The 25,057-nt window shown below is 60.0% G+C and carries 19 protein-coding genes, 1 tRNA gene and 1 rRNA gene; 3 read left to right on the forward strand and 18 right to left on the reverse strand.

All coding sequences use genetic code 11. The features are described 5' to 3' along the window. Nucleotides 1–32: 32 nt before the first annotated feature. From DW136_RS02365 to recJ, 10 genes are all read right to left on the reverse strand, one after another. Nucleotides 33–1,538, reverse strand: a 16S ribosomal RNA gene (locus DW136_RS02365). Between the two features lie 538 nt (nucleotides 1,539–2,076). Beyond that, nucleotides 2,077–2,436: a 50S ribosomal protein L20 gene (rplT, locus tag DW136_RS02370; RefSeq protein ID WP_006234421.1), complete on the reverse strand. Its 360-nt coding sequence runs from the start codon at nucleotides 2,434–2,436 to the stop codon at nucleotides 2,077–2,079. Nucleotides 2,437–2,482: 46 nt separating this feature from the next. Beyond that, entirely contained in the window at nucleotides 2,483–2,674 is a 192-nt protein-coding gene (rpmI, locus tag DW136_RS02375) for a 50S ribosomal protein L35 (RefSeq protein WP_006234422.1), read from the reverse strand. Between the two features lie 32 nt (nucleotides 2,675–2,706). Continuing rightward, the gene (gene infC / locus DW136_RS02380; RefSeq protein WP_006234423.1) at nucleotides 2,707–3,276 is read right to left on the reverse strand and encodes a translation initiation factor IF-3; all 570 of its coding nucleotides are present in this window, start codon (nucleotides 3,274–3,276) and stop codon (nucleotides 2,707–2,709) included. Nucleotides 3,277–3,523: 247 nt separating this feature from the next. Further along, nucleotides 3,524–3,610, reverse strand: a tRNA-Leu gene (locus DW136_RS02385). A gap of 39 nt (nucleotides 3,611–3,649) precedes the next feature. Then, nucleotides 3,650–5,083 (reverse strand): transglutaminase-like domain-containing protein, encoded by a 1,434-nt coding sequence (locus tag DW136_RS02390; RefSeq protein WP_117582921.1) that lies wholly within the window; start codon nucleotides 5,081–5,083, stop codon nucleotides 3,650–3,652. A gap of 353 nt (nucleotides 5,084–5,436) precedes the next feature. Continuing rightward, on the reverse strand, nucleotides 5,437–6,303 hold the full coding sequence (gene fba, locus DW136_RS02395; RefSeq protein WP_035137086.1) for a class II fructose-1,6-bisphosphate aldolase: 867 nt from the start codon (nucleotides 6,301–6,303) through the stop codon (nucleotides 5,437–5,439). A gap of 194 nt (nucleotides 6,304–6,497) precedes the next feature. Then, nucleotides 6,498–7,181, reverse strand: a complete 684-nt coding sequence (locus DW136_RS02400) for an MBL fold metallo-hydrolase (RefSeq protein ID WP_117629661.1) — start codon at nucleotides 7,179–7,181, stop codon at nucleotides 6,498–6,500. Nucleotides 7,182–7,265: 84 nt separating this feature from the next. Beyond that, nucleotides 7,266–9,626, reverse strand: coding sequence for a bifunctional (p)ppGpp synthetase/guanosine-3',5'-bis(diphosphate) 3'-pyrophosphohydrolase (locus tag DW136_RS02405; protein ID WP_117582919.1), 2,361 nt, complete (start codon nucleotides 9,624–9,626; stop codon nucleotides 7,266–7,268). Between the two features lie 15 nt (nucleotides 9,627–9,641). Next, nucleotides 9,642–12,929, reverse strand: a complete 3,288-nt coding sequence (gene recJ, locus DW136_RS02410; protein WP_117582918.1) for a single-stranded-DNA-specific exonuclease RecJ — start codon at nucleotides 12,927–12,929, stop codon at nucleotides 9,642–9,644. A 275-nt stretch (nucleotides 12,930–13,204) separates the two neighbouring features. On the opposite strand from recJ, the gene DW136_RS02415 reads away from it, so the two are divergent. After that, a complete protein-coding gene (locus tag DW136_RS02415) occupies nucleotides 13,205–14,203 on the forward strand; it encodes a bile acid:sodium symporter family protein (protein WP_117582917.1) in 999 nt (332 codons plus the stop codon). A gap of 30 nt (nucleotides 14,204–14,233) precedes the next feature. Here the strand turns inward: DW136_RS02415 and DW136_RS02420 are convergent, their stop codons facing one another. From DW136_RS02420 to DW136_RS02455, 8 genes are all read right to left on the reverse strand, one after another. Continuing rightward, nucleotides 14,234–15,031 carry a DUF4931 domain-containing protein gene (locus DW136_RS02420; RefSeq protein WP_117582916.1) on the reverse strand — a complete coding sequence of 266 codons (798 nt, stop codon included), beginning with the start codon at nucleotides 15,029–15,031 and terminating at the stop codon, nucleotides 14,234–14,236. Nucleotides 15,032–15,034: 3 nt separating this feature from the next. Continuing rightward, complete coding sequence (locus DW136_RS02425; protein WP_117582915.1) at nucleotides 15,035–15,712, reverse strand: copper homeostasis protein CutC; 678 nt, start codon at nucleotides 15,710–15,712, stop codon at nucleotides 15,035–15,037. Nucleotides 15,713–16,038: 326 nt separating this feature from the next. Further along, nucleotides 16,039–16,740 carry an ABC transporter ATP-binding protein gene (locus DW136_RS02430; RefSeq protein WP_035137222.1) on the reverse strand — a complete coding sequence of 234 codons (702 nt, stop codon included), beginning with the start codon at nucleotides 16,738–16,740 and terminating at the stop codon, nucleotides 16,039–16,041. Between the two features lie 12 nt (nucleotides 16,741–16,752). After that, complete coding sequence (locus DW136_RS02435) at nucleotides 16,753–17,613, reverse strand: ABC transporter ATP-binding protein (RefSeq protein ID WP_117582914.1); 861 nt, start codon at nucleotides 17,611–17,613, stop codon at nucleotides 16,753–16,755. After that, a complete protein-coding gene (locus DW136_RS02440; protein WP_117582913.1) occupies nucleotides 17,603–18,682 on the reverse strand; it encodes a branched-chain amino acid ABC transporter permease in 1,080 nt (359 codons plus the stop codon). The genes DW136_RS02435 and DW136_RS02440 overlap by 11 nt, the downstream gene beginning before the upstream one ends. 9 nt (nucleotides 18,683–18,691) lie before the next feature. Further along, complete coding sequence (locus DW136_RS02445) at nucleotides 18,692–19,573, reverse strand: branched-chain amino acid ABC transporter permease (protein ID WP_117582912.1); 882 nt, start codon at nucleotides 19,571–19,573, stop codon at nucleotides 18,692–18,694. 139 nt (nucleotides 19,574–19,712) lie between these two features. Then, the gene (locus DW136_RS02450) at nucleotides 19,713–20,900 is read right to left on the reverse strand and encodes an ABC transporter substrate-binding protein (protein WP_117582911.1); all 1,188 of its coding nucleotides are present in this window, start codon (nucleotides 20,898–20,900) and stop codon (nucleotides 19,713–19,715) included. 271 nt (nucleotides 20,901–21,171) lie between these two features. Beyond that, the gene (locus DW136_RS02455) at nucleotides 21,172–22,338 is read right to left on the reverse strand and encodes an ABC transporter substrate-binding protein (protein ID WP_117582910.1); all 1,167 of its coding nucleotides are present in this window, start codon (nucleotides 22,336–22,338) and stop codon (nucleotides 21,172–21,174) included. Between the two features lie 250 nt (nucleotides 22,339–22,588). Between DW136_RS02455 and DW136_RS02460 the strand changes: the two genes are divergently transcribed. Together DW136_RS02460 and DW136_RS02465 are read left to right on the forward strand one after the other, a co-directional pair. Further along, nucleotides 22,589–23,932 (forward strand): homoserine dehydrogenase, encoded by a 1,344-nt coding sequence (locus tag DW136_RS02460; RefSeq protein ID WP_117582909.1) that lies wholly within the window; start codon nucleotides 22,589–22,591, stop codon nucleotides 23,930–23,932. Between the two features lie 214 nt (nucleotides 23,933–24,146). Continuing rightward, on the forward strand, nucleotides 24,147–24,896 hold the full coding sequence (locus DW136_RS02465) for an SDR family NAD(P)-dependent oxidoreductase (RefSeq protein WP_117582908.1): 750 nt from the start codon (nucleotides 24,147–24,149) through the stop codon (nucleotides 24,894–24,896). Nucleotides 24,897–25,057 lie beyond the last annotated feature (161 nt).

Below are 25,057 nucleotides of genomic sequence, written 5' to 3' on the forward strand. Positions count from 1 at the left end.
AGTGTTTTCTCTCTAAGAATGTATCTCCCTAGAAAGGAGGTGATCCAGCCGCACCTTCCGGTACGGCTACCTTGTTACGACTTCACCCCCCTCACCCTCCACACCTTCGGCGCCTCCCCCCTCGCGGTTGGGCCGGCGACTTCGGGTGCAGACGACTCGGGTGGTGTGACGGGCGGTGTGTACAAGGCCCGGGAACGCATTCACCGCGGCATGCTGATCCGCGATTACTAGCAACTCCGACTTCATGGGGGCGGGTTGCAGCCCCCAATCCGAACTGGGGCCGGCTTTCCGGGATCCGCTCCCCCTCGCGGGGTGGCATCCCTCTGTACCGGCCATTGTAGCACGTGTGCAGCCCAGGGCATAAGGGGCATGATGACTTGACGTCGTCCCCGCCCTCCTCCGCCTTGACGGCGGCGGTCCCGCGTGGGTTCCCGGCATCACCCGATGGCAACACGCGGCGGGGGTTGCGCTCGTTGCGGGACTTAACCCAACATCTCACGACACGAGCTGACGACAGCCATGCACCACCTGTATGGGCTCCTCTCGGCCACGGGGTCTCCCCCGCTTCACCCATATGTCAAGCCCTGGTAAGGTTCTTCGCGTTGCTTCGAATTAAGCCACATGCTCCGCTGCTTGTGCGGGCCCCCGTCAATTCCTTTGAGTTTTAGCCTTGCGGCCGTACTCCCCAGGCGGGACGCTTAATGCGTTGGCTGCGGCACGGGGGGATCGTCCCCCCACACCTAGCGTCCATCGTTTACGGCTGGGACTACCAGGGTATCTAATCCTGTTCGCTCCCCCAGCTTTCGCGCCTCAGCGTCGGTCTCGGCCCAGAGGGCCGCCTTCGCCACCGGTGTTCCACCCGATATCTGCGCATTCCACCGCTACACCGGGTGTTCCACCCTCCCCTACCGGACCCAAGCCGCGGAGGTTCCGGGGGCTTCGGGGGGTTGAGCCCCCCGCTTCGACCCCCGGCCTGCCGGGCCGCCTACGCGCGCTTTACGCCCAATGAATCCGGATAACGCTCGCCCCCTACGTATTACCGCGGCTGCTGGCACGTAGTTAGCCGGGGCTTCTTCTGCAGGTACAGTCTCGTCTCTTCCCTGCTGAAAGCGGTTTACGACCCGAAGGCCTCCGTCCCGCACGCGGCGTCGCTGCGTCAGGGTTCCCCCCATTGCGCAAGATTCCCCACTGCTGCCTCCCGTAGGAGTCTGGGCCGTGTCTCAGTCCCAATCTGGCCGGTCGGTCTCTCAACCCGGCTACCCGTTGTCGGCACGGTGGGCCGTCACCCCGCCGTCTACCTGATGGGCCGCGGAGCCATCCCCTCCCGTCGGGGCTTTAGCCGGGGTGCCATGCGGCACCCCGGGGTATCCGGTATTACCCGTCCTTTCGGGCGGCTATCCCGGGGGAGGGGGCAGGTTCTCCACGTGTTACTCAGCCGTTCGCCACTCGCTTCCCTCCGGAGAGGGGTGCCGTTCGACTTGCATGTGTTAGGCGCGCCGCCAGCGTTCATCCTGAGCCAGGATCGAACTCTCCGTCCAAAATATATGGGCTTCGAGCCCGTCCGGTCCTCTCAGTCCATCGCTGATCGGTTCCGTTCGATTCATATGGTTCTATTTGATAGGAAAAGGAATTTCTCGGGGCCGCCTCTCGGCGGCCTTGCGAAAAACAAATCCAAGTTAGACCATTTCAAATGGTTCGATGTCTGCCCGGATGCGACACTCGTAAGTGTCCATCCTCGCAGTATCCGGTTCTCAAGGTGCACGCCTGGCGGCTGATCCGGTCCGACCGGGCTGCGCGGCAAGGAGATATATTGCCAGACCGCGAAGCGATGTGGGACGTCAATTCCACTCTTCACAAGTCCTACACAATGTATCGCTTCCTATATAAGAAATAGAAAGGCTGGTGCAGAAATACTGCACGTATCAGATGATGACCCTTCGGTTTAGAGATATATAAAGATCGGTCACCTGTAACTGTCTATCTACCCGCGCTTTTGCTAAATAAACCAGCGCTTTAGATAAAAAGAGGGAGCGCCGCGCACAGCGCGACACTCCCCTAGCGATTCAAGAGAATCAATTAGGCCTCGAGAGCCTTCTTGGCGATGGTAGCCAGCTCGTTGAAGGACTCGATGTCCTCGTAAGCCATTTGAGCCAGGACCTTGCGGTCGAGCTCGATGCCGGCAACCTTCAGGCCGTGCATGAACTGAGAGTAAGAGATGTCGTTCAGGCGAGCAGCAGCGTTGATACGGGTGATCCAGAGAGAGCGGATCTCGCGCTTCTTGTTGCGGCGATCACGATACTGATACTGCAGGGAGTGCTGGACCTGCTCTTTAGCATGCTTGTAAGTACGCGAAGCGGCACCGTAGTAACCCTTCGCACGGTGCATAACGGTACGGCGCTTCTTCTTGGCGGCAACAGCGCGCTTAATACGTGCCATGTTCTATCAACTCCTAGACGGTAAAACGAAAAATGGGAACGCGAACTTAGGCGAGACGCGACTTGATGACCTTGCGGTCGGCAGCGGCAATCTCGGTCTCCTGACGGAAGCCACGCTTACGCTTGGTGGACTTCTTGCTCAGGATGTGGCTCTTGAAAGCCTTGGCGCGCATAAGCTTGCCGGTACCAGTCTTGCGGAAACGCTTCTTGGTGCCGCTGTGGGACTTCATCTTAGGCATGAAATACTCCTTAATCGGTTACAGAACACTAGTTACTTGGTATCGCTTGCCGCTTTATCCTCATCGAAGGCGCCCTTAATCGGGGCGAGCAGCATAAGCATGTTACGGCCTTCCATCTTAGGCTTGGACTCGACCGTAGCGTAAGGCTTGAGATCCTCGGCGAGACGCTCGAGAACGTTAAGACCCTGCTCCGGGTGAGCCATCTCACGGCCGCGGAACATGATGGTGATCTTAACGCGTGCGCCCTTCTTGAGGAAACGCAGAACGTGGCCCTTCTTGGTCTCGTAGTCGCCAACGTCGATCTTGGGTCGGAACTTCATTTCCTTGACCTCGACCTTGGACTGGTTCTTACGAGCGGCCTTGGCCTTCATGGCCTGCTGGTACTTGAACTTACCGTAGTCCATGACCTTGCAGACCGGCGGCTCCGCGTTGGGAGCGATCTCGACCAGGTCGAGACCCTGATCGTCGGCGACGCGCTGGGCATCGCGGATGGCGAACAGGCCGAGCTGAGAGCCATCGACGCCAATCAAACGGCACGAAGATGCAGTGATCTCGTCGTTGATGCGGGTGTCATCAGACTTAGCTATTTTCCCTACCTCCATTCATAAAAAAATAACCCGGCGCTTCTTTGCAACCAGGTCGTACACATAGACATCCTCGGTATGAGGAAGGGAATCTAAGTTGTATGACCAGTCAGCTGCTCATTGGCGCCAAAAGGTGGGAACCCTCAGGTTCCTCTTTAGGGCATTGCGGGAACAACGCCTTGCGAATAATAACACGTACCGCGCGTTATCACATTACGTACACGAAAAAGGGGGCCGCAACCCCCTTGAAGCGCAGGTGCATGTATGGTGCCCGAGGCGAGACTCGAACTCGCACGTTGTTGCCAACGGTGGATTTTGAGTCCACTGCGTCTGCCAATTCCGCCACTCGGGCACGTAATGCGTGAGTTAGTTTATCACAGCTTTCTGTTGATTAGTCCGAAAATGGAACTTCGAGCATTTCGATGAGTTCGACCGAACGGAGCATCTCACGCTGGCGGCACCCGCGTCCGTTAACCGAGGCTTCGCCCATCTGGTTGTCGTAGGGATCCTCGCGCATGCCGTCGAAAGCAGGCACAAACTCAGCCTGGAATCGATCGTTGGCCACCATACGCCACGGGTCGAGATTGCCAAAGTAGTGACGACGACGCCACTCCTCCCCCATCCTGCGTGCGGAGGAACCAAACGATACGTCGGCGTTAAGCCAACCGGTCTGGGGTGTATAGAACTCGGCCCAGTCGTGCGGTCCCACCGAATCGGGCGCAACATACAGGCCGCTCTGCCAACGGGCAGGAACGCCCGCGATGCGGCACATGGTGATAAACGTGAGCGCCATAACGCCGCAATCGCCGCGGAGCGAGTGTGCGCAGTCGTCGGCAATAGATCCCAAAAGCAGGTACGGTGGCTGATAGCGATAGTCGATATGCTGTGTCAGGTAATCATAGATAGCACGGGCGCGATCGAGCGGATCCTCGAGCCCGTCAACGACATGTTCGGTCAGTTGTTGTAAATATGGCGTGAACTCAATGTGCGGACGGTCCTCGGAGGTGTCCTCGGGCAGCGGCGCGTCCATACACGGATGCGCCGGAAGCGCACCCCCATAGATATCGCGATAAGCGGCATCGATTTGATAGCGATAGGTCACTGAGAACGAGCGATCAGTCAAGGAGACCCACGAGGCAGTACGCGCCGAGGCGCTCGCAGGAGCAACGGCCCCCTCCGGCGTCATATCAAGCATCTCGACCTGAGATTGCTGGCGGCAGGCGGCGGCAACGGGAAGCCACGCGCGAACAGTCTCTCCCTCCAAAGCACCGGGGACAGACACGCATGCCTTAAGCGTGATGGCGCGAGACAGCCCGCCCCGCGACTCCATCTCCTCGAGCATCTGGTTGCGCAGCGCAATTCCATCCGTAGAATCGGGACGCAGACCCGGGACCTCCTTGGGGTACACGCGAAGTGAATCGAGGAAGTTATCGAGAACAAACAGCTCGCCATCGATAAAGCGCCAGTCAATACGCTTACGATTAATCAGGTCATCGAACTGCTCTTCGGTAAACTCAGGCCACTCCTCGCGAATCATCGCAATGGCCCGATCACGCGACACCGAAAAATGAAGCGGCGTCTCGAGCATGCGATACCGCTCTGCACGAACACAAGCAGCCAGCGAAGGCTCAGGGTTCTGCTCCAAAAGGCGATCGCAGGCAGCAACAGCCTGCGTCAAATATCCGGCATCCTTAAGACGAAGAATCTCAGGCGTTAGCCCAATATCGAGATGGCGAAAATCATCACAGCAAACATCGACAGAGCAACCAACAGGGCCCTCGTCAATAACCTTCTCATCCGAAGGCAGTACATCAATAACAGCCATACCAAACTCCAAGTCATTAGAACTCTTGAAGCACATTGTAGCGAGATAAAAAAGAAAGCCCCAATAAAGGAGCTCTCAACACCGATAAACGGTACCTCTAAAAATGAATTCAGACTTGTAAGCCTGCGGCGTTAAACGAAGGAAGCCCCGTCCCCCGGAACCGTTTCCTTGGCGCGACTTCTGGCGAAGCCAGTAGCCATTTTAATTCAGCCCAGTAACCCTGTAGCGAGTTAACAAAGGAGGCCCCGTTTCCCCGGAGCTGATTCCGTCGCGCGACTTCTGGCAAAGCCAGGTGAGCGCGAGGGAAACAGCGTAGGGGAAACGGGGCCTCCGGCGGGAAGTTAAACCGCTACTTACGCCTTGTTGACGGAGCCAAACTCCTCCATGAGCTCCTTGGTGCGGGCAACGATGTTGTCGCGACCAGGCTTGAGGAGCTTGCGGGGGTCAAAGCCCTTGCCCTGCTGATCCTTGCCAGCCTCGATGTACTCGCGGACGCCCTTGGCGAAGACGAGCTGCAGGTCAGTGTTGACGTTGATCTTGGAGATGCCCAGGGAGATGGCCTTCTTGATCTGATCCTCGGGGATGCCGGTGCCACCGTGCAGAACGAGGGGCAGGTCACCGGTCTGGGCCTTAATCTCGCCCAGACGCTCGAAGGAAAGACCAGCCCAGTCGGCGGGGTACACGCCGTGGATGTTGCCGATGCCGCAGGCGAGGAAGTCGACGCCCAGGTCAGCGATCTGCTTGCACTCAGCAGGATCAGCGAGCTCGCCGCTGGAGGTCACGCCGTCCTCGGTGCCGCCGATGCCACCGACCTCGGCCTCGATGGACATGCCCTTGGAGTGGGCAAGCTCAACGAGCTCCTTGGTGCGGTCGAGGTTAAGCTGGAAGGTCTCCTCGTGAGAGCCGTCATACATGATGGACGTGAAGCCGGCCTCGATGCACTTGAAGCAGTCTTCGTAAGAACCGTGATCGAGGTGAAGGGCGACGGGAACGGTAACGCCCGTGGCCTCGACGGCAGCCTTGACCATGTCGGCGCAGACCTTGAAACCGCCCATCCACTTAGCGGCACCAGCGGTGCACTGAAGGATCAGCGGAGACTTGGCCTCCTCGGCGGCCTGGAGAATAGCCAGGGTCCACTCGAGGTTGTTGGTGTTGAAGGCACCAAGACCGTACTTGCCGGCCTCGGCCTTCTTGAGCATGTCTGCTGCGTTGACGAGCATAAAAGAAACCTCCTGTAAGGTTGCTCCGATAACGCCTGAGATTTTACCACGGCGCACCCGAGCATAAACGTTCGTTTGTTCACGAATATCGTCCAAACAGACTTTTTTGACCGTTTGCCCTACGAAATCGACCCGTTGGGGAAAAATAGCTTGACGTTTGGACGCTTCTCGTGCTTCAAAAGCCGACTATTAAGCTACATCTGCATGAAAGGGCTCTGCATGAGCTCGCGTGCCATGGTGGTCGAATCGCCATGGCCGGTTAGGCAAACGGTATCGGGCGGGAGAAGCTGGGCGAGCTTGGAGAGCGAGCGCAGGATCGCCGCCTCGTCTCCTCCAGAAAGATCGGTGCGGCCATGCCCACCCGGGAATAGCGTGTCGCCCACAAAGGCAATGTTCCCCTGCTCAGTGGCGGCGAACAGAACGATGCCGCCCGGTGTGTGCCCGGGCACCTCAATTACCTGCAGGCAAATGTCGCCCAGCTCAATGGTGTCGCCCTCGGCAAGCAGCCGCGTCGGCTCACCTGGATCGGGCGTCTCGATGCCCCACATCGCTCGCTGCTCCTCGATATTCGCATGCGGCACTGCTGCGTCCTTGCCACACAGCTCGTACAGGACGTCGGCGCCAACGGCGGCCCGAACTCCAGCGACACCGCCAACATGGTCGGCGTGACCGTGCGTGCAAACGGCGCCGAGCACCTGCACATCGGGGTGTTCGGCTCGAATATGCTCCACCAAGCGCTCGCCTTCCCATGCGGGGTCGATAATCACGCACTCATTGTCCGAAATGACAGCATAGCTATTGGTCTGAATGGGACCGTTTACGAGCGTCTCGATCTCGACCGATCCCTTGGGAGTTAAATCCAAGGACACAGCACTCATGTCCCTCTCCTCTCTATAGAACTCGAGGCATCAAACGATGCCTCGAGTGTAGCGAATATCGATAATATGGCACGTTCGTCGCGACTAAACGCGGCGCTTAAGCTGGGCTCCACCCTCGCCGGGCATCAAGCGACGCGCGTCGTAGACCGAGTCAACGCTGCTGATAGAGGCCAGCAGCGGATCCAGACCACTCGCGTCCGAGATCTCGACCATAAAGCGCAGGGTTGCAATACCCTCGCGGTTGGTCGACGTGGCGGCAGAAAGGATATTGCCACCCGCATCGCCAATGGCAATGGTGACATCCTTGAGCAGGCCCATGCGGTCCAGGCACTCGACCACGATCTCGACCTGGAAGAGGGTGTCGGCAGCGCCGTCCCATTCCACATCGATCATGCGCTCGGGATGCTCCATAAGACCCTTGACGTTGGGGCAGTTGGCGCGATGCACCGAAACGCCACGACCGCGCGTGATGAAGCCGACGATGTCGTCGCCCGTCACGGGGTTGCAGCAATGGGCCAGACGGACCAGCAGGCCGCTGTTGCTCTCGCCCTTGACGATAATGCCGTTGCTGGCGCTCTTGCCGCGCTTTTGCGGCTTGCGGTTGGAGCCGCGGGCAGGCTGCTTGACGACCTCGGCGATAGCCTCGGCCTTGGTGAGCTGTTCCTCGGGTTTGGGGTCCAAGATTTGCTCGACCTTATTGCCAACGGCACGTGGGGCGACTTTGCCCGCACCAACGGCGGCAAACAGGTCCTCGAGCTGCTTATAGTTAAACTGCTCCGCCACGGCGTTGAGCGCACGCGTGGATCGTGGCGTAGAGATGCCATATCCGCGCTTGCGCAGGTCCTTAGCCAGTATATCGCGGCCGGCGGCAGCGTCGTCGTCCTTGGTCGCGGCGGCGAAGTAACGGCGGATCTTTGACTTGGCGGAAGGTGTCTTAACGATCTTGAGCCAATCACGCGACGGCTTGGAACTCTTGTTGGTCAGAATCTCGACACGGTCGCCCGTCTTGATCTCGTGCGTGAGCGGGGCCACCGCACCGTTGATCTTAGCGCCGACGCAGTGGTTTCCCACCTCGGTGTGAACGGCGTAGGCAAAGTCGAGCGGCGTGGAGCCGGCACGAAGCGCCATGACCTCGCCCTTGGGCGTAAAGACGAAAATCTCCTGATCGAAGAGGTCGACCTTCAGCGAATGCAGGTATTCCTTGGCGTCGGTGATCTCATCAGACGCAGCCCAATCGAGCGAATGTTTGAGCCAGTTAATCTGGTCATCCAGACGCTGGGCATCATTGGTCTTAGACGCAGACGATCCGCCCGATTTCTTATACAGCCAGTGGGCGGCAATGCCGTACTCGGCCTGCTCATGCATCTCGTAGGTTCGAATCTGAATCTCGAGCGGACGAGCCGTGGGTCCGATAACCGTCGTGTGAAGCGATTGGTAGTTATTGACCTTGGGCATGGCGATATAGTCTTTAAAGCGACCGGGCATGGGGTGCCACAGCGTATGCACCGCACCGAGCGTGGAATAGCAATCGCGCACCGAATGGGTGATGACGCGCAGCGCCACCAGGTCGTAAATCTCGGAGAACTCCTTGCCCTTGCGCTTCATCTTTTGATAGATAGACCAATAGTGCTTGGAACGGCCGTTGATCTGAAAGCCCTCCAGGCCAATGCGGTTGAGCTCATCGGTGAGCGTCTTGATAGTCTCGGCCAGATAGCGCTCGCGAACCTCGCGCGACTCGGCTACCATGCGCGAGATGCGCTGGTAGGCATCGGGCTCCAGGTAAAAGAAGGACAGGTCCTCGAGTTCCCACTTGATAGAGCTCATGCCCAGACGGTCGGCCAAGGGCGCGTATACGTCCATGGTCTCGCGGGCCTTAAACAGGCGACGGTCCTCGCGAAGGGCCGCCAGCGTACGCATGTTATGCAGGCGGTCGGCAAGCTTGACGATAATGACGCGGATGTCCTTGGACATGGCAAGGAACATCTTGCGCAGCGTGAGGGCCTGCTTCTCGTCCATGCTGTCGACTTCGATGTTGGTGAGCTTGGTCACGCCATCGACGAGCTCGGCCACCGTATCGCCAAACAGGCCGGAAACATCGGCAAGCGAGGTCTCGGTATCCTCGACGGTATCGTGCAACAGCGCGGCGCACACCACATCGCAGTCCATCTTGAGATCGGCCAAAATGATGGCCACCTCGACGGGATGGTTGATGTACATCTCACCCGAGCGGCGCTTTTGGTTGCAGTGCTTCTCGGCAGCAAAGCAATAGGCCTGCTCCACCTTAGAGAAGTCGTCCTCATTCATATATTTGAGGCACAGGCGCTCTAGCTTGTCGTAGCTGTCCGCCATAATCTCGGGCGGCAGCTCATCGGCATGCTTATAGTGCTCCATCTCCGAAAACGGCTGGAGGGTGGAATCATGGGCGGTACGGGCTGCGGCATCCATCGAGGTCCCCTTCCCCTAGGCCCGCGGTACGATCGGGCGGTTAACTTTGGCTAGCATATCAGAAGCGCACGAATCGAGCGCCCAGCTCCGGAAAGCCGAGAACTCCATGCGCGAGCGCAAGCCCTCCAAATAGCGAATTGACCTGCTCAATTGCACGCGGCCAGGGTTTTCGGCCATCGCGATGCGACGCGTATCGTCAAACCCCGAAACGCGACAGAAACCGAGCTCTTCGAAGATTCCCAGGCCGCTTTCCACCGAGCGCTCGTCGACCGGCGTGCGAGCATCGATGGCAAGGCACATCTGCGCAATGTCGATATCGCTTGCGCAGAATGAATCGTCCCCCGTCTTGCCACGGTTGGAGCGCCACATGGTCTGCAGCGCTCGATAGAGCGTGACAAGCTCATCGCGCTCGGGCGCGTAACAGTCGAGTAGGCGCTCGTTAATGCGAGCGTCACGCGACGAATAGAGCAGGTGAATCACGGCAGGTTGGCCGTCGCGACCGGCGCGTCCGCTCATCTGGTTGAACTCGATGGCGCCAAAGGGCATGTGGTAGAGCACGACATGGCGGATATCGGGCAAGTTCACGCCCTCACCAAAGGCAGAGGTCGAAACGATGCAACTGAGGTTTCCGTCACGAAACGCTTCCTCTACGCGGCGGCGATCGGAACGCGCGAGCCCGGCGTTATAGAACGCGATATGGGTCGCACAGTCTGGCACGCGTTTGCGCAACGTCTTGGCGAGCGCCACGGACTGGTCGCGCGAATTGACGTAAATGACGGTCTTCTCCCCCGTCGCCACGATCGACACCAAACGATTCTCGCGGCTCGCAAGGTCGCGGTCGTCCTCGAGCTGCAGGTTCTCGCGCACCGTCTCGTCGACCACCGTGCGAGTAATCGGCAGCATGCGGGCAAGCTCGGCCACGACCGGAGCCGTCGCGGTGGCCGTCGCAGCCATAACAACCGGGTCGCCCAGGGCTTTGAGGATATCGGGCATGTCGAGATAGGCGCTGCGGTCGCCGCCCTTGGCAAGGCCGGCGTGGTGCGCCTCATCGATAACGACAAAGCCGATGCGGCCCGAACGCGCGAAGCGGTCACGGTGGATAGATAGGAACTCGGGCGTCGTGAGCACGATACCGGTGCGGCCCGAAGCTAGGCCGGCGAACACATCATCGCGTGCGGCCTCCACGGTCTCGCCGGTCAGCACGCCAACGCCAATGCCAAGCGCTGCCATCGTCGACGAGAGGTGATAGGCCTGGTCGGCAACAAGCGCACGCAGCGGATAGACAAAGATGCTCGCACGTCCGCGAAGGACAGCCTCGCGCGCAGCATGTACATGGAAGATGAGAGACTTGCCGCGGCCCGTTCCCATAACGGCCAAGACGCTCTGGTGGTCGGCCAAGGCATCGAGCGCCTCAACCTGCGCGCGGTGCGGCTGGTTCGATCCGATAAAGCTATGGATAAGCGAGCGCGTGAGCTCGGTATAGGAAAGCTGGGCGAGCGTCTCGCGCTTACGCGACTCCAGGCGCAGGCCGGAATCCGCCGGCTGCACGCCACGACGAAGCTCGCATGCCGGATCGTCGACGCTGGGCAGCGTGGTATCGCGGACCAGAACATCCTTGATCATGAGCTTGGGCTTCACACGCCCCTGCCAATGCTCGGCAACGGCCTCGAACACCAAGTCGACAGCGCTATCGCAGTTGATGAGCTTATCGATTTGCGGCACGCGGAACATAATGGCCGGCACACTCGCGGCGCCATCGGTCGCCACAAAGCGCATGTGCTCGCCGGTTTTGCCCACCACGGCGCGGTCGCACATCGTCACGCCCTCGGCAGCCAGCAGCGGCACCTTGTTGCCCTGGCCAAACGGCTCAAGACGGGAGATCTGCTCGATGGTCTCGATATTCAGCTCGGAAAGGTCGACGGTGGCGGCGACCTCGTCGGTGTCTTCAAAGTCCTCGGCGGGAAGCTCCGATAGCACGGCGGAAAGGCGGCGGCGGAACTCATCGAGCTTGGATGCCTCGATGGTCACACCCACCGCACCGGCATGTCCGCCGCGACGAATCAGCAGGTCGGAACAACGCTCGACGGCGTCGAACAGGTTGACCTTGCCCACCGAGCGACCCGATCCGCGCGCAACGCCGTCCTCAATCGAGAAGAGCAGCGCCGGCACGTGATAACGGTTGGTCAGGCGGCTCGCTACGATACCCTTGACGCCCTCGTGCCAGCCCTCGCCACCCACGACGATTGCGCGACCGCCGTCATAGGTCTCCTCGACCTTTGCCATGGCGTCGCGTGTGAGCTCCGCCTCGATCTCGCGGCGCTGACGGTTGATTTCCTCGAGCTCGGCTGCCAGTGCACTTGCCTCGATAGGATCGCGGGCAAGCAGCAGGTCGAGCGCCAGCTTGGGATCAGCCATGCGGCCGGCAGCATTCAGACGAGGGATGAGCGAAAACGACAGGCCGTCGGCCGTAATGGTAGAAAGGTCGGCCTTGGCAAGTGCGGCAAGCGCGATATAGCCGGGACGGGCCGTCACGCGCATCTGTTGGATGCCCTCGGCGACCAGTGCGCGATTCTCGGGCGTGAGCGGCATCATGTCGGACACGGTGCCCAGCGCCGCGACCTCGATCAGCGAACGCCAATACGACGGCTTGCCCAAACGCTCGCCCAGGACCTGCACCAGCTTGAGCGCCACACCGGCACCGGCAAGCTCGCGCGAGGGACCCTCGTCCTCGAGCTTGGGGTCGGTCAGGGGCACGCCCTGCGGCACCTGGTCGGACGGCTCGTGATGGTCCGTGACCACCAAATCGATCCCCAGGCTCTCCAGATAGGAGACCTCCTCCTTGGCGGCAATGCCGTTATCGACGGTCACGATCAGGTTGGGTTGGGCGAGCTCGTTGACGCGGTCGAGCGCCGCACGCGACAGGCCGTAGCCCTCGTCAAAGCGATGCGGAATAAACGGCGTGACGTTGGCGCCAAACGAACGTAGCGCCTCGGTCAACAGACAAGTCGACGTAATGCCGTCGACGTCAAAATCGCCAAAGACCGCGATGTGCTCGTGGTTGCGAATAGCGCGCTCGACGCGGTCGGCAACGACCGCCATGCCCGGAATAATGAGTGGGTCGGCCCAGTCGCGATCGAGCGAAGGCGTCAAAAACAGCTGGCCTTCCTCGATGGATGTTATGCCGTGCGCAACCATAATGCGCGCCACCAGCCCGGGTATGCCCAGGCCAGCCGAAAGCTCCTTTTCGAGCTCGGGGTTTTGCCGAGCGACTGCCCAGCGATGCGTCGTCTTAAGCGATGACATAGGCGCCCACCCCCGATAGGGGCAGGTCGCCGCGATACCTCTCACGGTTCATAGCGATGAGTCCTCTGTGTATACCCGCTTCGGCAGGCAGATCTGTTGAACGGATTTATTATACCGTGCAGCGCGGACGCACAACGTCCAGCACGCCGCGGTTTCGATAAACGAGGGCGGTAATACCCTCGAAATAATCGAGCGTTTCTGACGCACGGACGCATGCGAGCGTCTAGCATATCCATTCAAAACGGATTCACGAGCAAAGGGAGTCACAAGAGCATATGAAGCAATGGGTTGGACTGGGCAAGTTTCTTGCGGGGCACATGCAGGTCATCGTTCCGATTTGCGTGACGCTCGGCGTGCTCTTTCCCCGGCAGATCGGCGTGCTCAAGCCCATCGTTCCCGCCCTGTTTGCCTTTATGACGTTCCAAGGTGCGCTCAGCAACACCTTTCACCAGGTGGCCGAGGTGTTCCGCCGTCCCCTACATTTGATTTTGGCGTTATTTGTCTCGGCCGTGCTCATCCCCATCGCGGCGTATGCCATGAGCTCACTGTTCTTTGGTTCCAACCCAAACCTTGTCTGCGGCATCGCGCTCGAGTACAGCGTACCCGTGGCAGTCACCGCCTTTATGTGGATTAGCATGTTCGGCGGCAACGGCCCGCTCGCGCTCACCATCATCCTGACGTCCTCGGTCATCTCGCCCGTGACGATTCCGCTCACGCTGAAGCTCCTGCTGGGTGCCACCGTCGCAATCGATGTTCCGGGCATGATGCAGAACACGGCCTTTATGATCGCCATCCCTGCCGTGTTCGGCATCGTGATCAACGAGCTCACGCGCGGATGGGGACATGAGAAACTCTCCCCCGCGCTTTCGCCCGCCTGCAAGTTCATGATGATGGGGGTCATCGCGTCCAACTCCACCGCCATGAGCGAGTACGTGTTGCACATGAATGTTGAGCGCTTGGAAGTCGCCCTCTTTATTTTGGTCTTCGCCATCAGCGGCTTTGTCGTCGGTTTTCTGGTCGCCCGTGCGTTGCACCTGCCGTATAGCGAGACGACCACCATGTGCTTTACCTGCGGCATGCGTAACATCTCTTCGGGCGCCGTCATCGCCACGCAGTACTTTCCAGGCGAAGTCGTGTTTCCCGTCATGTGCGGAACGCTGTTTCAGCAGGTGCTCGCCTCGGTTATCGGACATCTCTTTGAGCGACTGACCGGCGAGGAGCGCGCCGCCCAACGCAAGCGCGTCGAGGCCGGCCGCGACGCCATGGGACGCTAGACCGTCCGCGTTACGCGGGTGTTAGTCTTGCTATACGAGCGTTTCCAGATGCGCACGCAGGCGATCAGCATCGATATCGAGCGTGGTCTCGGCATTAACCTGGGCCAAACGATAGCCGACAAAGTAGGGCGAAACCACCCAACGCGGAAGCGCCTTGGCAATGGTCCGGCCGTCCATGTGGTAGAAGAACAAGTTGTACGACTCCGCGCGGCCGCCGTGGTGCTCGTGCAGGATATAGCGCAGGGCCACCTGAATCGCATCGGCAAACAGGTCCGCTTCGGCTTGGTCGCGGGCGTCGTCGCTGGCGGCGATTCCCTGTGGAGCCGAGACGTTGACCTCAAAGAATCCCATAATCGGTTCGGTTGAGATGTTGACCGAGATTCTCCCCTGCTGCCAGACAGCGATGCCTTCAAAGTTGGCTAAGGTCAGCGCCGCATAGCCGTCCTCCTGTTCCAAGCCCACAATCTGCATGTGTGGATGGACGAGGCTGCCGCCCGAAAGCGGACCTTTGTTCTTATACATGAGTACACTGCGGTACTGCTGGGAATCGATCATCTGCTGCCAACAGCCCAGAGCAAACCGCATCACATGGTGGAGTTCATCCGGCTCATAGGTCACCAAGTCGGCATCGTGATCTGCCGATTCAATCAACACGGTTTGACGGGTGGCGCGCAAGGTCTTGAACCTATTCTCGAGCCAGATGCAGTCACCATCGCGCTGGATGATGTTGGCGAGCCCCTCCGTGTCACAAAAGGGGCACGCGGTGCCAGGGCGACGATTATCGTCGGGCTTACCGCTCGCCTGCTGGACGTCAAATACCAGCGCCACGGGTTATACCTCCAGCGGCACGATCTTGGTGCCATGGAGTTCGGAGACGCCCAGTGCCGCCGCCACGGTATCGCGATTGGCCGTGGAAATGCCGCCACCGGGAAGAATGGTCAGGCGGTCGCCCGCATACTCGACAAGACGCGACAGGTGCTCCAGGTTGTCCTCGATCGGCGTTCCGGCAGCACCACCATGCGTCAGGATGCGCGTGATGCCGCAGTCGGCGAGTGTGTCAATGGCATCGAGCTGAGCCTCGAGCGAGAGCTGGTCAAAGGCCATGTGGAAGGTGATATCGATGACCCCGCGCTTGCACTCCTCGGTCGCGCAGCCCGTAGCCATCACGAGGGCGCCGAGGGTGAGCTCGTCGAGCGCCCAGCCGCCGGCACAGGGCTTGCAGCAGCCAAAGACCAGGCCGTCAACGCCGGCGCTCACGGCAAGACCCAAGTCCATCTCCATCATGCGCAGCTCGTCCTGATTGTAGTGAAAGTCACCGCCACGCGGGCGAATCATGCACATCACTCGCGCGTCATGCTCGTGAGCATAGCTGACCGTAGTGCTGATAACGCCGGCCGAGGGCGTAGTGCCACCAACGGCAAGGTTGTCGCACAACTCGATGCGCTTAGCACCGGCATCGATAGCCGCCGGCACACGCTCAAAGTTCTCGGCACAAAACTCGTACAGCATAGATAGACCCCCAAAGACAGCAGATGTTTTCCGACGGGCATTGTCACACACCCCCATGAAGTTGCGGTGGAATAAGGACTCTTTTGACCTCTGAGGCTCCCATTTAGTCCCTATTCCACCGCAACTTAAAGGGAATAGTCGTTGGCATCTGCCACAACGTCGATGTTTTGGCAACGACAGCGAAAACCCGCCAGAGCGAGCAAGGTGCCTTGAAACGAGGCGGCATTGACCTTCTGGTCATGCCGCCGAAGTTGAAAGGCAGATTGCCGCTCTGGCGGGCTTGCAGCGTCGAGCCGTTACGCGGTTTGGTAAAACCGCGTAACTAGTTAACCGCCCAGGTAGGCTTTACGCACGTTATCGTCGTGCAGGAGCTCTTGGCCGGTGCCGGTCATGGTGATCTTGCCGGTCTCGAGCACGTAGCCACGCGTGGCGATCGAGAGCGCCATCTGCGCGTTCTGCTCGACCAGAAGCACCGTGGTGCCGGCCTTGTGCAGGTCCTCGACAATCTGGAAGATCTGCTCAATCAGAATCGGCGCCAGGCCCATGGAAGGCTCGTCAAGCATGAGCAGTTTGGGGTTACTCATAAGGGCGCGCCCCATAACGAGCATCTGCTGCTCGCCGCCTGAAAGGGTGCCGGCGACCTGGCGACGACGTTCCTTCAGGCGCGGGAACTGCTCGTAGACGCGCTCCAGGCCCGGAGCCACCGTGGACTTGGGCTGCGTATAGGCACCCATCTCCAGGTTCTCCTCGACCGTCATCTGCAAAAAGGCGCGACGTCCCTCGGGAACCTGAGCCAGGCCCTTACCAACCAGCTTATCAGCGGGCGTATGGGTAATGTCCTCGCCCATAAACTTGATGGAGCCGGTCTTAGAGCGCAGCAGGCCCGAGACCGTCTTGAGCGTTGTGGACTTGCCGGCACCGTTCGCACCGATCAGGGCCACGATCTCGCCCTCGTTGACGTTAAAGGAGATGTCCTTGATGGCGTGGATGGCGCCGTACCAGACGTTGATGTTGTAGACGGAAAGCATCGGCTCTGCCATTTAGTTCTCCCCCTTATCCTGCTTGCCCAGATATGCCTCGATAACGGCATCGTTGTTCTGGATTTCCTCGGCCGTGCCCTTGGCGATAACCTTACCAAAGTTGAGCACGCAGATGCCCTCGCAGATGTTCATGACGAGCGACATATCATGCTCGATAAGCATGATGGCAATGCCAAAGGTGTCGCGAATCTTGACGATGTTCTCCATGAGCTCGGCGGTCTCGGACGGGTTCATGCCGGCGGCAGGCTCGTCGAGCAGCAGCAGCTTGGGGTTGGTGGCAAGCGCGCGGACGATCTCCAGGCGGCGCTGAGCGCCGTAAGGCAGCGAGCCGGCCTGTTCGCTTGCCAGATGCTCCATATCAAAGATGGACAGCAGCTCCATGGCACGCTCATGGGCGGCCTTCTCGTGCTTCCAGTACGTCGGCAGGCGCAGCACGCCCTCAAAACCGGAATAGCGCTCCTGGTTGTGCAGACCGACCTTGACGTTGTCCTCCACCGTCATGGTGTTGAACAGGCGGATGTTTTGGAACGTACGGGCGATGCCCATGCGGTTGACCTGATAGACCGACTTGCCCGAGGTGTCCTCACCGTCGAGCAGGATGGTGCCGTGCGTGGGCTGGTACACCTTGGTGAGCAGGTTGAAGACCGTGGTCTTACCGGCACCATTGGGGCCAATCAGGCCGGCGATCTCGGTCTTGCCGATAGTCAGGCTAAAGTCGTCGACTGCCTTAAGGCCACCGAACTCAATGCCCAGGTGGATGCACTCGAGCGCCGGGCGCTGGCCCAGATCGCGATCGGGAACGATGGCGCCAGAAGGATACGGGACCATCTTGCCCTTGTTGAACTCAAATTTACTGGGCATCGGCTGCCACCTCCTTCTTGGAAGCAAAACGGTCCTTGACGCGACCGAAGAACGCTTTAAGCTGCGGGTTGTTGGTAAAGATCATGACCAGGATCAGCACGATGGCATAGATGAGCATGCGGTAGTCCGAGAACTGACGGAGCAGCTCGGGAAGTACCGTGAGCAACGCCGCTGCGATGACGGAGCCGCGCATATTGCCCAGACCGCCCAAGACCACGAACACCAGAATCAGAATCGACGTGTTGAAGTCGAACTTAGTGGCGGAGAGCTGCGAGAAGTTGCCGCCGAAGAGGGCTCCGGCAGCGCCGGCGAGAGCGGCGGAAACCACGAAGGCGATCATGCGGTACTCGGTGACGGAGATGCCCACGGACTCGGCTGCAATCTTGTTATCGCGCACGGCCATGATGGCACGGCCGGTACGGCTGCGCACCAGGTTGAGCACGATCACGAGTGCGACCATGACCAAGATGGCACCGGCAAGGAAGGTCGAGTACGTCGACACGCCCGAGGCGCCCTGGGCGCCCTTGATGATGGCGGTGCCGTCCTCGAGCAGGTGCAGGTCGTCGATCGTGGAGTTGCCCGTGATGTTAAAGATCACATGCAGGCCGTGGGAGTCGACGCCCACGATAAGGCAGGTGACGATCTCTTTGATAATCTCGCCAAAGGCCAGCGTCACGATAGCCAGGTAATCGCCGCTCAGGCGAAGGACCGGGATGCCGATCAAGAAGCCCAGGATGGCGGCAGCGATGGCGCCGACCACGATGCTGATGACAAGACGTATCGGATCGGAGGGAACGGCGCTCTCGAGGGCGACCGCGGTAACGATGCCTGTATAGGCGCCGACGCTCATAAAGCCCGCGTGGCCCAGCGACAAGTCGCCCGCGATGCCGACGACGAGGTTAAGGGAGATAGCCATGACGATATAGGCCGTGATGGGAACCAGCTGACCGGCGATCATGCGCGGAATCATGTGGTTAGACTGCATAAAGAACACGATGGCGAACGCCACAAGGCACATGGCGTACGTAACAAAGTCGTGACGCGTCTGCTTGTCTTTAAGAAACTTCATAACGCTCACCTACACCTTCTCGGGGACGTACTTGCCCAAGAGGCCGGCAGGCTTGACGAGCAGGACGATGATCAAAACACCAAAGACGATGGAGTTGGCAAGGCTCGTGGAAATATAAGCCTGTGCCATCGCCTCGATGATACCGATGAGAATGCCACCGACAAAGGCACCGGGGATGGAGCCGATGCCACCGAAGACAGCGGCATCGAAGGCCTTGATGCCAGGCATGGCACCCGTCGTGGGCTGCAGCACCGGCGAGTAGGAGCACAGCAGCACGCCGGCGATGGCGGCAAGGGCGGAGCCGATGGCGAACGTCATCGAGATGGTGCGGTTGACGTTGATGCCCATGAGCTGAGCGGCGGCCTTGTCCTCGGACACGGCGCGCATGGCTTTGCCCATCTTGGTCTTGCCTGTAAAGAACATCAGGCCGGCCATGATAACCAGGCAGGCGACGATGGTGACGAGCGAGACGGCGCTTACGTTGAACTTGGCCAAGAACTCCGGCACCTGGAAGGTGACGAGCGAAGTGAAGTTCTTGGGCGTGGCGCCCCACAGAAGCTGCGCGGCGTTCTGCAGGAAGTAAGACACGCCGATGGCCGTGATCAGAACGGCCAGAGGGCCTGCTTGGCGCAGCGGCTTGTATGCCAGACCCTCGATGAGAACACCGAGAACCGTGCAGACCACACAAGAGAGAATTACAGATGCCCAGCCCGGGAGGCCGAGATACGACGTGGCGCAGAACGAGACATAGGCACCGACCATGATGACGTCGCCGTGAGCGAAGTTCAGCATCTTGGCGATACCGTAGACCATGGTGTAGCCCAACGCGATGATGGCGTAGACGCTGCCCATGGACAGGCCGTTGACCAGGTATTGGATAAAGACTGTCATGTTCCACATCCCCCTTTCGAATAGGTTTCCAGTTGATGTATGAAACAGGGACGTTACATCGTCCCTAGATACCAAGCAAGCAGGGAAGGCCAAAACCTCCCCTGCTTGGGATCAAAACCGCTCTATGTAAGGCGGCCTATTAGGCCTGTACGTACTTGCCGTCGGTGATGACGTACGCCGTGGGCTCCTTCTGGACCTGACCCTTATCGTTCCAGGTGAGCTTGCCGGTCAGACCGTCAACGGTAATCTTGAGCATAGCCTTGGACAGCTTCTCGGCGACCTCGGTCGGGTCGGCGTCGACACCAAGACCGGCCTCCTTGAGGGCCTCGGCCACCGCGTGCACACCGTCGTAGGCGTCAGCGGCAAACTGGTCGGGGGTATCGCCGTACTTATCCTTGTAAGCGTTGACGAAGTCGGCGTTCTTCTCGTCGTCGGCAGAGAACGGGGTCATGAGCAGCAGACCCTCGGCAAGAGAGGTGTCGAAGCCCTCAACGCCCAGGATGCCGTCCATGCCGTCGCAGCCCATCATCTTGACGTCGTAGCCCATGTCCTTGGCGTTCTTGAGCAGGACGGAGGCCGGGGTGTAGTAGATCGGCGCAAAGATCATGGTGGCGCCGGCCTGCTTGGCCTTGGTCAGCTGGTTGGTAAAGCTCGTGGCGGAGTCGTCCTTAAAGGTCTCCTCGTCGACAATCTCGAGCTTGGACTCAGCAGCCTGAACCTTAAAGGCATCCGCGACACCCGAAGAATAGGCGTCGCCGGAGTTATAGAACAGCACGAACTTCTCGTCCGCATACTTCTGCGCCAGGAACTTGGCAGCGTTGACGCCCTGGTTGGGGTCGGTGAAGCAAACCTGGAAGACGCAATCCTTGCCGTCGGTGACGTCCTCGGAGGACGCGGACGGGGTGATCATGAACGTCTTGGGGTCGTTACCACACTCGGCGGCAACGGCAACCGACGCGCCCGTGGTGGTCGGGCCGACGAGGGCCTGCATGCCCCAGTCGAGCAGGGTGTTGAAGGCGTTGACGGCCTTCTCGCCATCGGCCTGGTCATCCTCGGCCTTGCTGGCAAGCGGCAGCTCCTTGGTGGAGAAGTCCTTGCAGCCAAGCTCGACGCCCTGGGTAACAGACTTGCCGTAGGACGCGTTGGCGCCGGTCAGCGGGCCGATGGTGCCGATCTTAAACGAAGCGTCGCCCGAAGCGGAACCACTGTCGCCGCCGTTGGAGGAGCAGCCCGCTAGAATGGACATCGCCCCCAGACCTGCTGCGCTCGCGATAACGCTCCTGCGATTCATAACAGGGTTCAATGACTTACCGGTGAGGCTCGACATGCGGCTCTCCTCTCAAATCTCGTCGGGTTTTGGTTGCCCGACAGGCCATCCTTCGCCGTGTTCGGCGTTCGCAAAATAGTAGACGCTTTAGTTAGGAAAAGTGGCGATTATTTCAACTTTTCTTTGGATTTGTTCATTTATCCATATTTCTGCGTATTTCTATTTTTTTATGCAGTAATGCCACTTTATTGTGTAAAAGTAATGTTTCCATTCTGTTACAGGCGACCCCGCCCTGAATAAAACTGCCTCATCGGTTGCGCTTTATGCACACTTAGGCAGCGATGTACTTGCCGTCCTGAATCACATAGGCCGTAGCAGGCTTTTCGACTTGGCCCTCGTCGTTCCACGTGAGCTCGCCCGTCAGGCCCTCGATCTTGATTTTACGCATGGCCTTGGCGAGGTCGCCGGCAATGTCGGCGCCGTCGGCCGTAATATCGATGTCTGCCTTATCGATAGCCTCGACAATCGCATGGACGCAGTCATAGGCATCGGCGGCAAACTGGTTGGGCGTCTCGTCGTAGGCGTCCTTATATGCCTTGACGAAGTCGGCGTTCTTCTCATCGTCGGCAGAGAACGGGGTCATGAGCAGCACGCCCTCGGCAAGGGAGGTGTCGAAGCCCTCAACGGAGAGCAGGCCGTCCATGCCGTCGGTACCCATGAGGGTCATGTCGTATCCCATGTCCTTGGCGTTCTTGAGCAAAACGGACGCCGGCGTGTAGTAGATCGGCGCAAAGATGAGCGTGGCGCCGGCCTCCTTGGCCTTGGTGAGCTGGTTGGTAAAGCTCGTGGAGGAGTCGTCCTTAAAGGTCTCGGCATCGACGATATCAAGTTTGGACTCCTTGGCCTGCTCGGCAAAGGCATCGGCAACACCCGAGCTGTACGTATCGCCGGAGTTGTAGAACAGGGCGATCTTGGCGTCTGCATACTTCTCGGCCAAAAACTTGGCAGCACTCGCGCCCATGGTGGGGTCGGTAAAGCAAACCTGGAAAACCGTGGTCTTGTCCTTGGTGACGTCGAGGGACGAAGCAGAGGGCGTGACCATGAGCATATCGTCGGCGATCTCGCCCGAGACAGCGACGGCGGCACCAGTCGTGACGGGGCCGACGAGCGCCTGCATGCCCCAGTCGCACAGGGTATTGAAGGCGTTGATAGCCTTCTCGCCGTCGGCGACGTCATCCTCGGACTTAAGCGAGAGTTTGAGGTCCTTGGTCGAGAAATCCTTGGCGGCAAGCTTGGCACCCTTCTCGGCCGAAACGCCATAGGTTGCCGCGGCGCCGGTCAGAGGGCCGATAACGCCAATCTTGAAGGTCTTGCCGTCATCGGCGGTGCCGCCGTCCGAGCCACCCGACGAGCAACCAGCGAGTGCGGCGGTGCTGCCGAGCGCCGCAGCGCCGGCGAGAAAGTTCCTACGGCTGAGCGTGCTGTTGATGTTGAACATGGTGTCCCCTTTTTCGCTGGCCGCGGTGCGGCCGTCTTGCGGTACAGGGCAAACCTTATGGCGCAAACGTTGACAGTTTGTTACGGAAGTCCGTTTGTAGCGAGCGTGTTTCCAATGTTTCCGCAGCGTTTCGGGGGTGCCGTTTTGTGCGGCTCCTGTTGCCTGGCGAGCACGCGCCCCCGGTTCACGCTAGAATGCACTCAACCTTTAAGCGGTTAATCCATCCATAAGATGCACGAAGGAGCTATCTATGAGCGAATCCCTGCGCACCGTGAACGTCGGTCTGATCGGTCTGGGAACCGTCGGCGGCGGCGTGGCCCGTCTGATCAAGAGCCACCACGATGAGTACCTGGCAGCCTACGGCATCGACCTTAAGCTGACCCGCGCCTGCGCGCTTGCTTGGGAGCAGGCCGAGGCGGCAGGCATTGAGCGCGAGGCCTTTACGAGTGACTGGCACGACGTCGTCACCGACCCCGCCGTCGACATCGTCGTCGAGCTCATCGGAGGCGAGCATCCCGCAACCGAGATCTTTACCACTGCCTTCGAGAACGGCAAGCATGTCGTCTCCGCCAACAAGGCTCTGCTGGGCCGCCATGTCGAGACGCTTGCCGAGAAGGCGCGTGAGTGCGGCGTGCAGATTAAGTGCGAGGCCAGCTGCGGTGGCGGCATCCCCATCGTCAGCACGCTCGAGCACGACCTGGTGGGCAACAAGATCCTGACCATCGCCGGCATTCTCAACGGTACCACCAACTACATCCTGTCGCGCATGGACGCCGAGGGCGCCGATTACGCCGACGTGCTTGCCGACGCGCAGGCCAAGGGCTATGCCGAGGCCGACCCGTCCGCCGACGTCGACGGCTTCGATGCCGCCAGCAAGACGGCCATCCTCGCCTCCATCGGCTTTGGCACCCGCGTTACCACCGATGATGTGTACCAGCAGGGTATCCGTACCATCGGCGCCGAGGACATCGCCCAGGCCCGCGAGCTCGGCTACACCATTAAGCTGCTCGGCATCGCCCGCAACACCGACGCCGGCGTCGACGTCCGCGTGCATCCCACGCTGATCCCCGCCGACCACATGCTTGCCAAGGTCAACGGTGCCATGAACGCTGTCTACGTGGTAGGCGACGCCGTGGGCGAGACCATGTTCTACGGCGCGGGCGCAGGCTCCTTCCCCACCGCGAGCGCCGTCGTGGGCGATATTCTGTCGCTCTCCGAGCAAATCAGCCGCGGCGTGGCCCCGCTGCCCGAGATTGAGCCCTATGGCCACAACCTCGCCTTTAAGCCCATGGACGAGCTCCAGACCAAGTACTATGTGCGCCTGAAGGTCGCCGACCGCGTGGGCGCCCTGTCCGAGACGGTCGACATCTTTGCCAAGCACAACATCTCGATCTCGCTCATCAACCAGGTCGAGGACGGCAAGTCGGGCGTCAGCGATGCCTGCTCGGTCATCTTCCTGACGCACCGCGCACTCGAGAAGGACGTCCAGGCTGCCGCCGCCGAACTTGCCAGCGTCGACTGCGTGGCCGAGGTCGCCAACGTCCTGCGCATCGAGGACGTCGAGGCTTGGACCGAAGACGTCATGGCGAACTAACCCAACGCTCGCCCAGCAATACGCGCCTTGAGGGCTCCCGTCCGATGTGGGACGGGAGCCCTTTTGTCTCCTGCCCTAAGCACGACGGCAGAGCACATTTGCGCGAGCCGCTCATCGGTAACACGGGCTACCGTTCACCGATATGCAAACGCGGCCGATTCCGGCTACCGCTACGCTGTGCTGCGAATGTCCGCCCGCGATGAGAGGAAGCACCATGTTGCTCGAGGGCAAGAAAGCAATCATCACCGGAGGCACGCGCGGTATCGGCTATGCCATCGCCTGCCGTTTTATCGAGGAAGGCGCTGCCGTCACCGTATTTGGCTCGCGCCAGGAGACTGCCGATGCTGCCGTTGAGAAGCTGGAAGCTGCCTATCCCGAGGCCAAGGTCTGGGGCCGCTCCTGCGACCTCACCTCACTCGAGGCCGTAACCGAAGCCTTCGCCGCGGCTGCCGACGATATGGGCGGCTTGGACACCGTCGTCAACAATGCCGGCATCTCCCAGCGCTCCCCCCTTTTGGACTACACGGCCGAGGAGTTTGCAAAGGTCATGGACCTCAACGTCGTCGCTGTCTTTAATGGCCACCAGGCTGCCGCCAAGATCATGACCGAGGCCGGCCACGGCGGCACCATCACCACCACGAGCTCGATGGTCGCCAAGTACGGCCAGCCCTCCGGTGTCGGCTACCCCACGTCCAAGTTTGCCGTCAACGGCATGGTCCAGTCGCTCTCGCGCGAGCTCGCCCCCATGGGCATTCGCGTCAACGCCGTCGCCCCCGGTGTGACCAAGACCGATATGGTCGCCAACCTGCCCGAAGAGGTCATCAAGCCCATCATCGCCACCATTCCGCTGGGCCGCATGGGCGAGCCCGAGGATGTCGCCAACGCCTTTGTCTTCCTGGCGAGCGACATGTCCGCCTACGTCACGGGCGCCATCCTCCCCGTCGACGGAGCCGCCCGCTCCTAAAGGTCGCAAGCCACAGCTTTAAACCTCAACCGAGCTCAACGCAAGAAGGTGCGCTGCCTGCATCAACCGCAGGCAGCGCACCTTCTTCTATTCGAAAAGGAAACTGCGTCCCATAATTCCGGCTCAGAATGGGATGCGCTTTCCCTAACGAGCCTCTCGCG

It is taken from the genome of Collinsella sp. AM12-1 (assembly GCF_003472325.1).
GTDB lineage: Bacteria > Actinomycetota > Coriobacteriia > Coriobacteriales > Coriobacteriaceae > Collinsella.

Excerpts from the sequence above, each read along its gene's own strand:
- rplT (WP_006234421.1), bottom strand. The coding sequence starts at position 2,436 with ATGGCACGTATTAAGCGCGCTGTTGCCGCCAAGAAGAAGCGCCGTACC.
- rpmI (WP_006234422.1), bottom strand. The coding sequence starts at position 2,674 with ATGCCTAAGATGAAGTCCCACAGCGGCACCAAGAAGCGTTTCCGCAAG.
- infC (WP_006234423.1), bottom strand. The coding sequence starts at position 3,276 with ATGGAGGTAGGGAAAATAGCTAAGTCTGATGACACCCGCATCAACGAC.
- DW136_RS02390 (WP_117582921.1), bottom strand. The coding sequence starts at position 5,083 with ATGGCTGTTATTGATGTACTGCCTTCGGATGAGAAGGTTATTGACGAG.
- fba (WP_035137086.1), bottom strand. The coding sequence starts at position 6,303 with ATGCTCGTCAACGCAGCAGACATGCTCAAGAAGGCCGAGGCCGGCAAG.
- DW136_RS02400 (WP_117629661.1), bottom strand. The coding sequence starts at position 7,181 with ATGAGTGCTGTGTCCTTGGATTTAACTCCCAAGGGATCGGTCGAGATC.
- DW136_RS02405 (WP_117582919.1), bottom strand. The coding sequence starts at position 9,626 with ATGGATGCCGCAGCCCGTACCGCCCATGATTCCACCCTCCAGCCGTTT.
- recJ (WP_117582918.1), bottom strand. The coding sequence starts at position 12,929 with ATGTCATCGCTTAAGACGACGCATCGCTGGGCAGTCGCTCGGCAAAAC.
- DW136_RS02415 (WP_117582917.1), top strand. The coding sequence starts at position 13,205 with ATGAAGCAATGGGTTGGACTGGGCAAGTTTCTTGCGGGGCACATGCAG.
- DW136_RS02425 (WP_117582915.1), bottom strand. The coding sequence starts at position 15,712 with ATGCTGTACGAGTTTTGTGCCGAGAACTTTGAGCGTGTGCCGGCGGCT.
- DW136_RS02430 (WP_035137222.1), bottom strand. The coding sequence starts at position 16,740 with ATGCTTTCCGTCTACAACATCAACGTCTGGTACGGCGCCATCCACGCC.
- DW136_RS02435 (WP_117582914.1), bottom strand. The coding sequence starts at position 17,613 with ATGCCCAGTAAATTTGAGTTCAACAAGGGCAAGATGGTCCCGTATCCT.
- DW136_RS02440 (WP_117582913.1), bottom strand. The coding sequence starts at position 18,682 with ATGAAGTTTCTTAAAGACAAGCAGACGCGTCACGACTTTGTTACGTAC.
- DW136_RS02445 (WP_117582912.1), bottom strand. The coding sequence starts at position 19,573 with ATGACAGTCTTTATCCAATACCTGGTCAACGGCCTGTCCATGGGCAGC.
- DW136_RS02450 (WP_117582911.1), bottom strand. The coding sequence starts at position 20,900 with ATGTCGAGCCTCACCGGTAAGTCATTGAACCCTGTTATGAATCGCAGG.
- DW136_RS02455 (WP_117582910.1), bottom strand. The coding sequence starts at position 22,338 with ATGTTCAACATCAACAGCACGCTCAGCCGTAGGAACTTTCTCGCCGGC.
- DW136_RS02460 (WP_117582909.1), top strand. The coding sequence starts at position 22,589 with ATGAGCGAATCCCTGCGCACCGTGAACGTCGGTCTGATCGGTCTGGGA.
- DW136_RS02465 (WP_117582908.1), top strand. The coding sequence starts at position 24,147 with ATGTTGCTCGAGGGCAAGAAAGCAATCATCACCGGAGGCACGCGCGGT.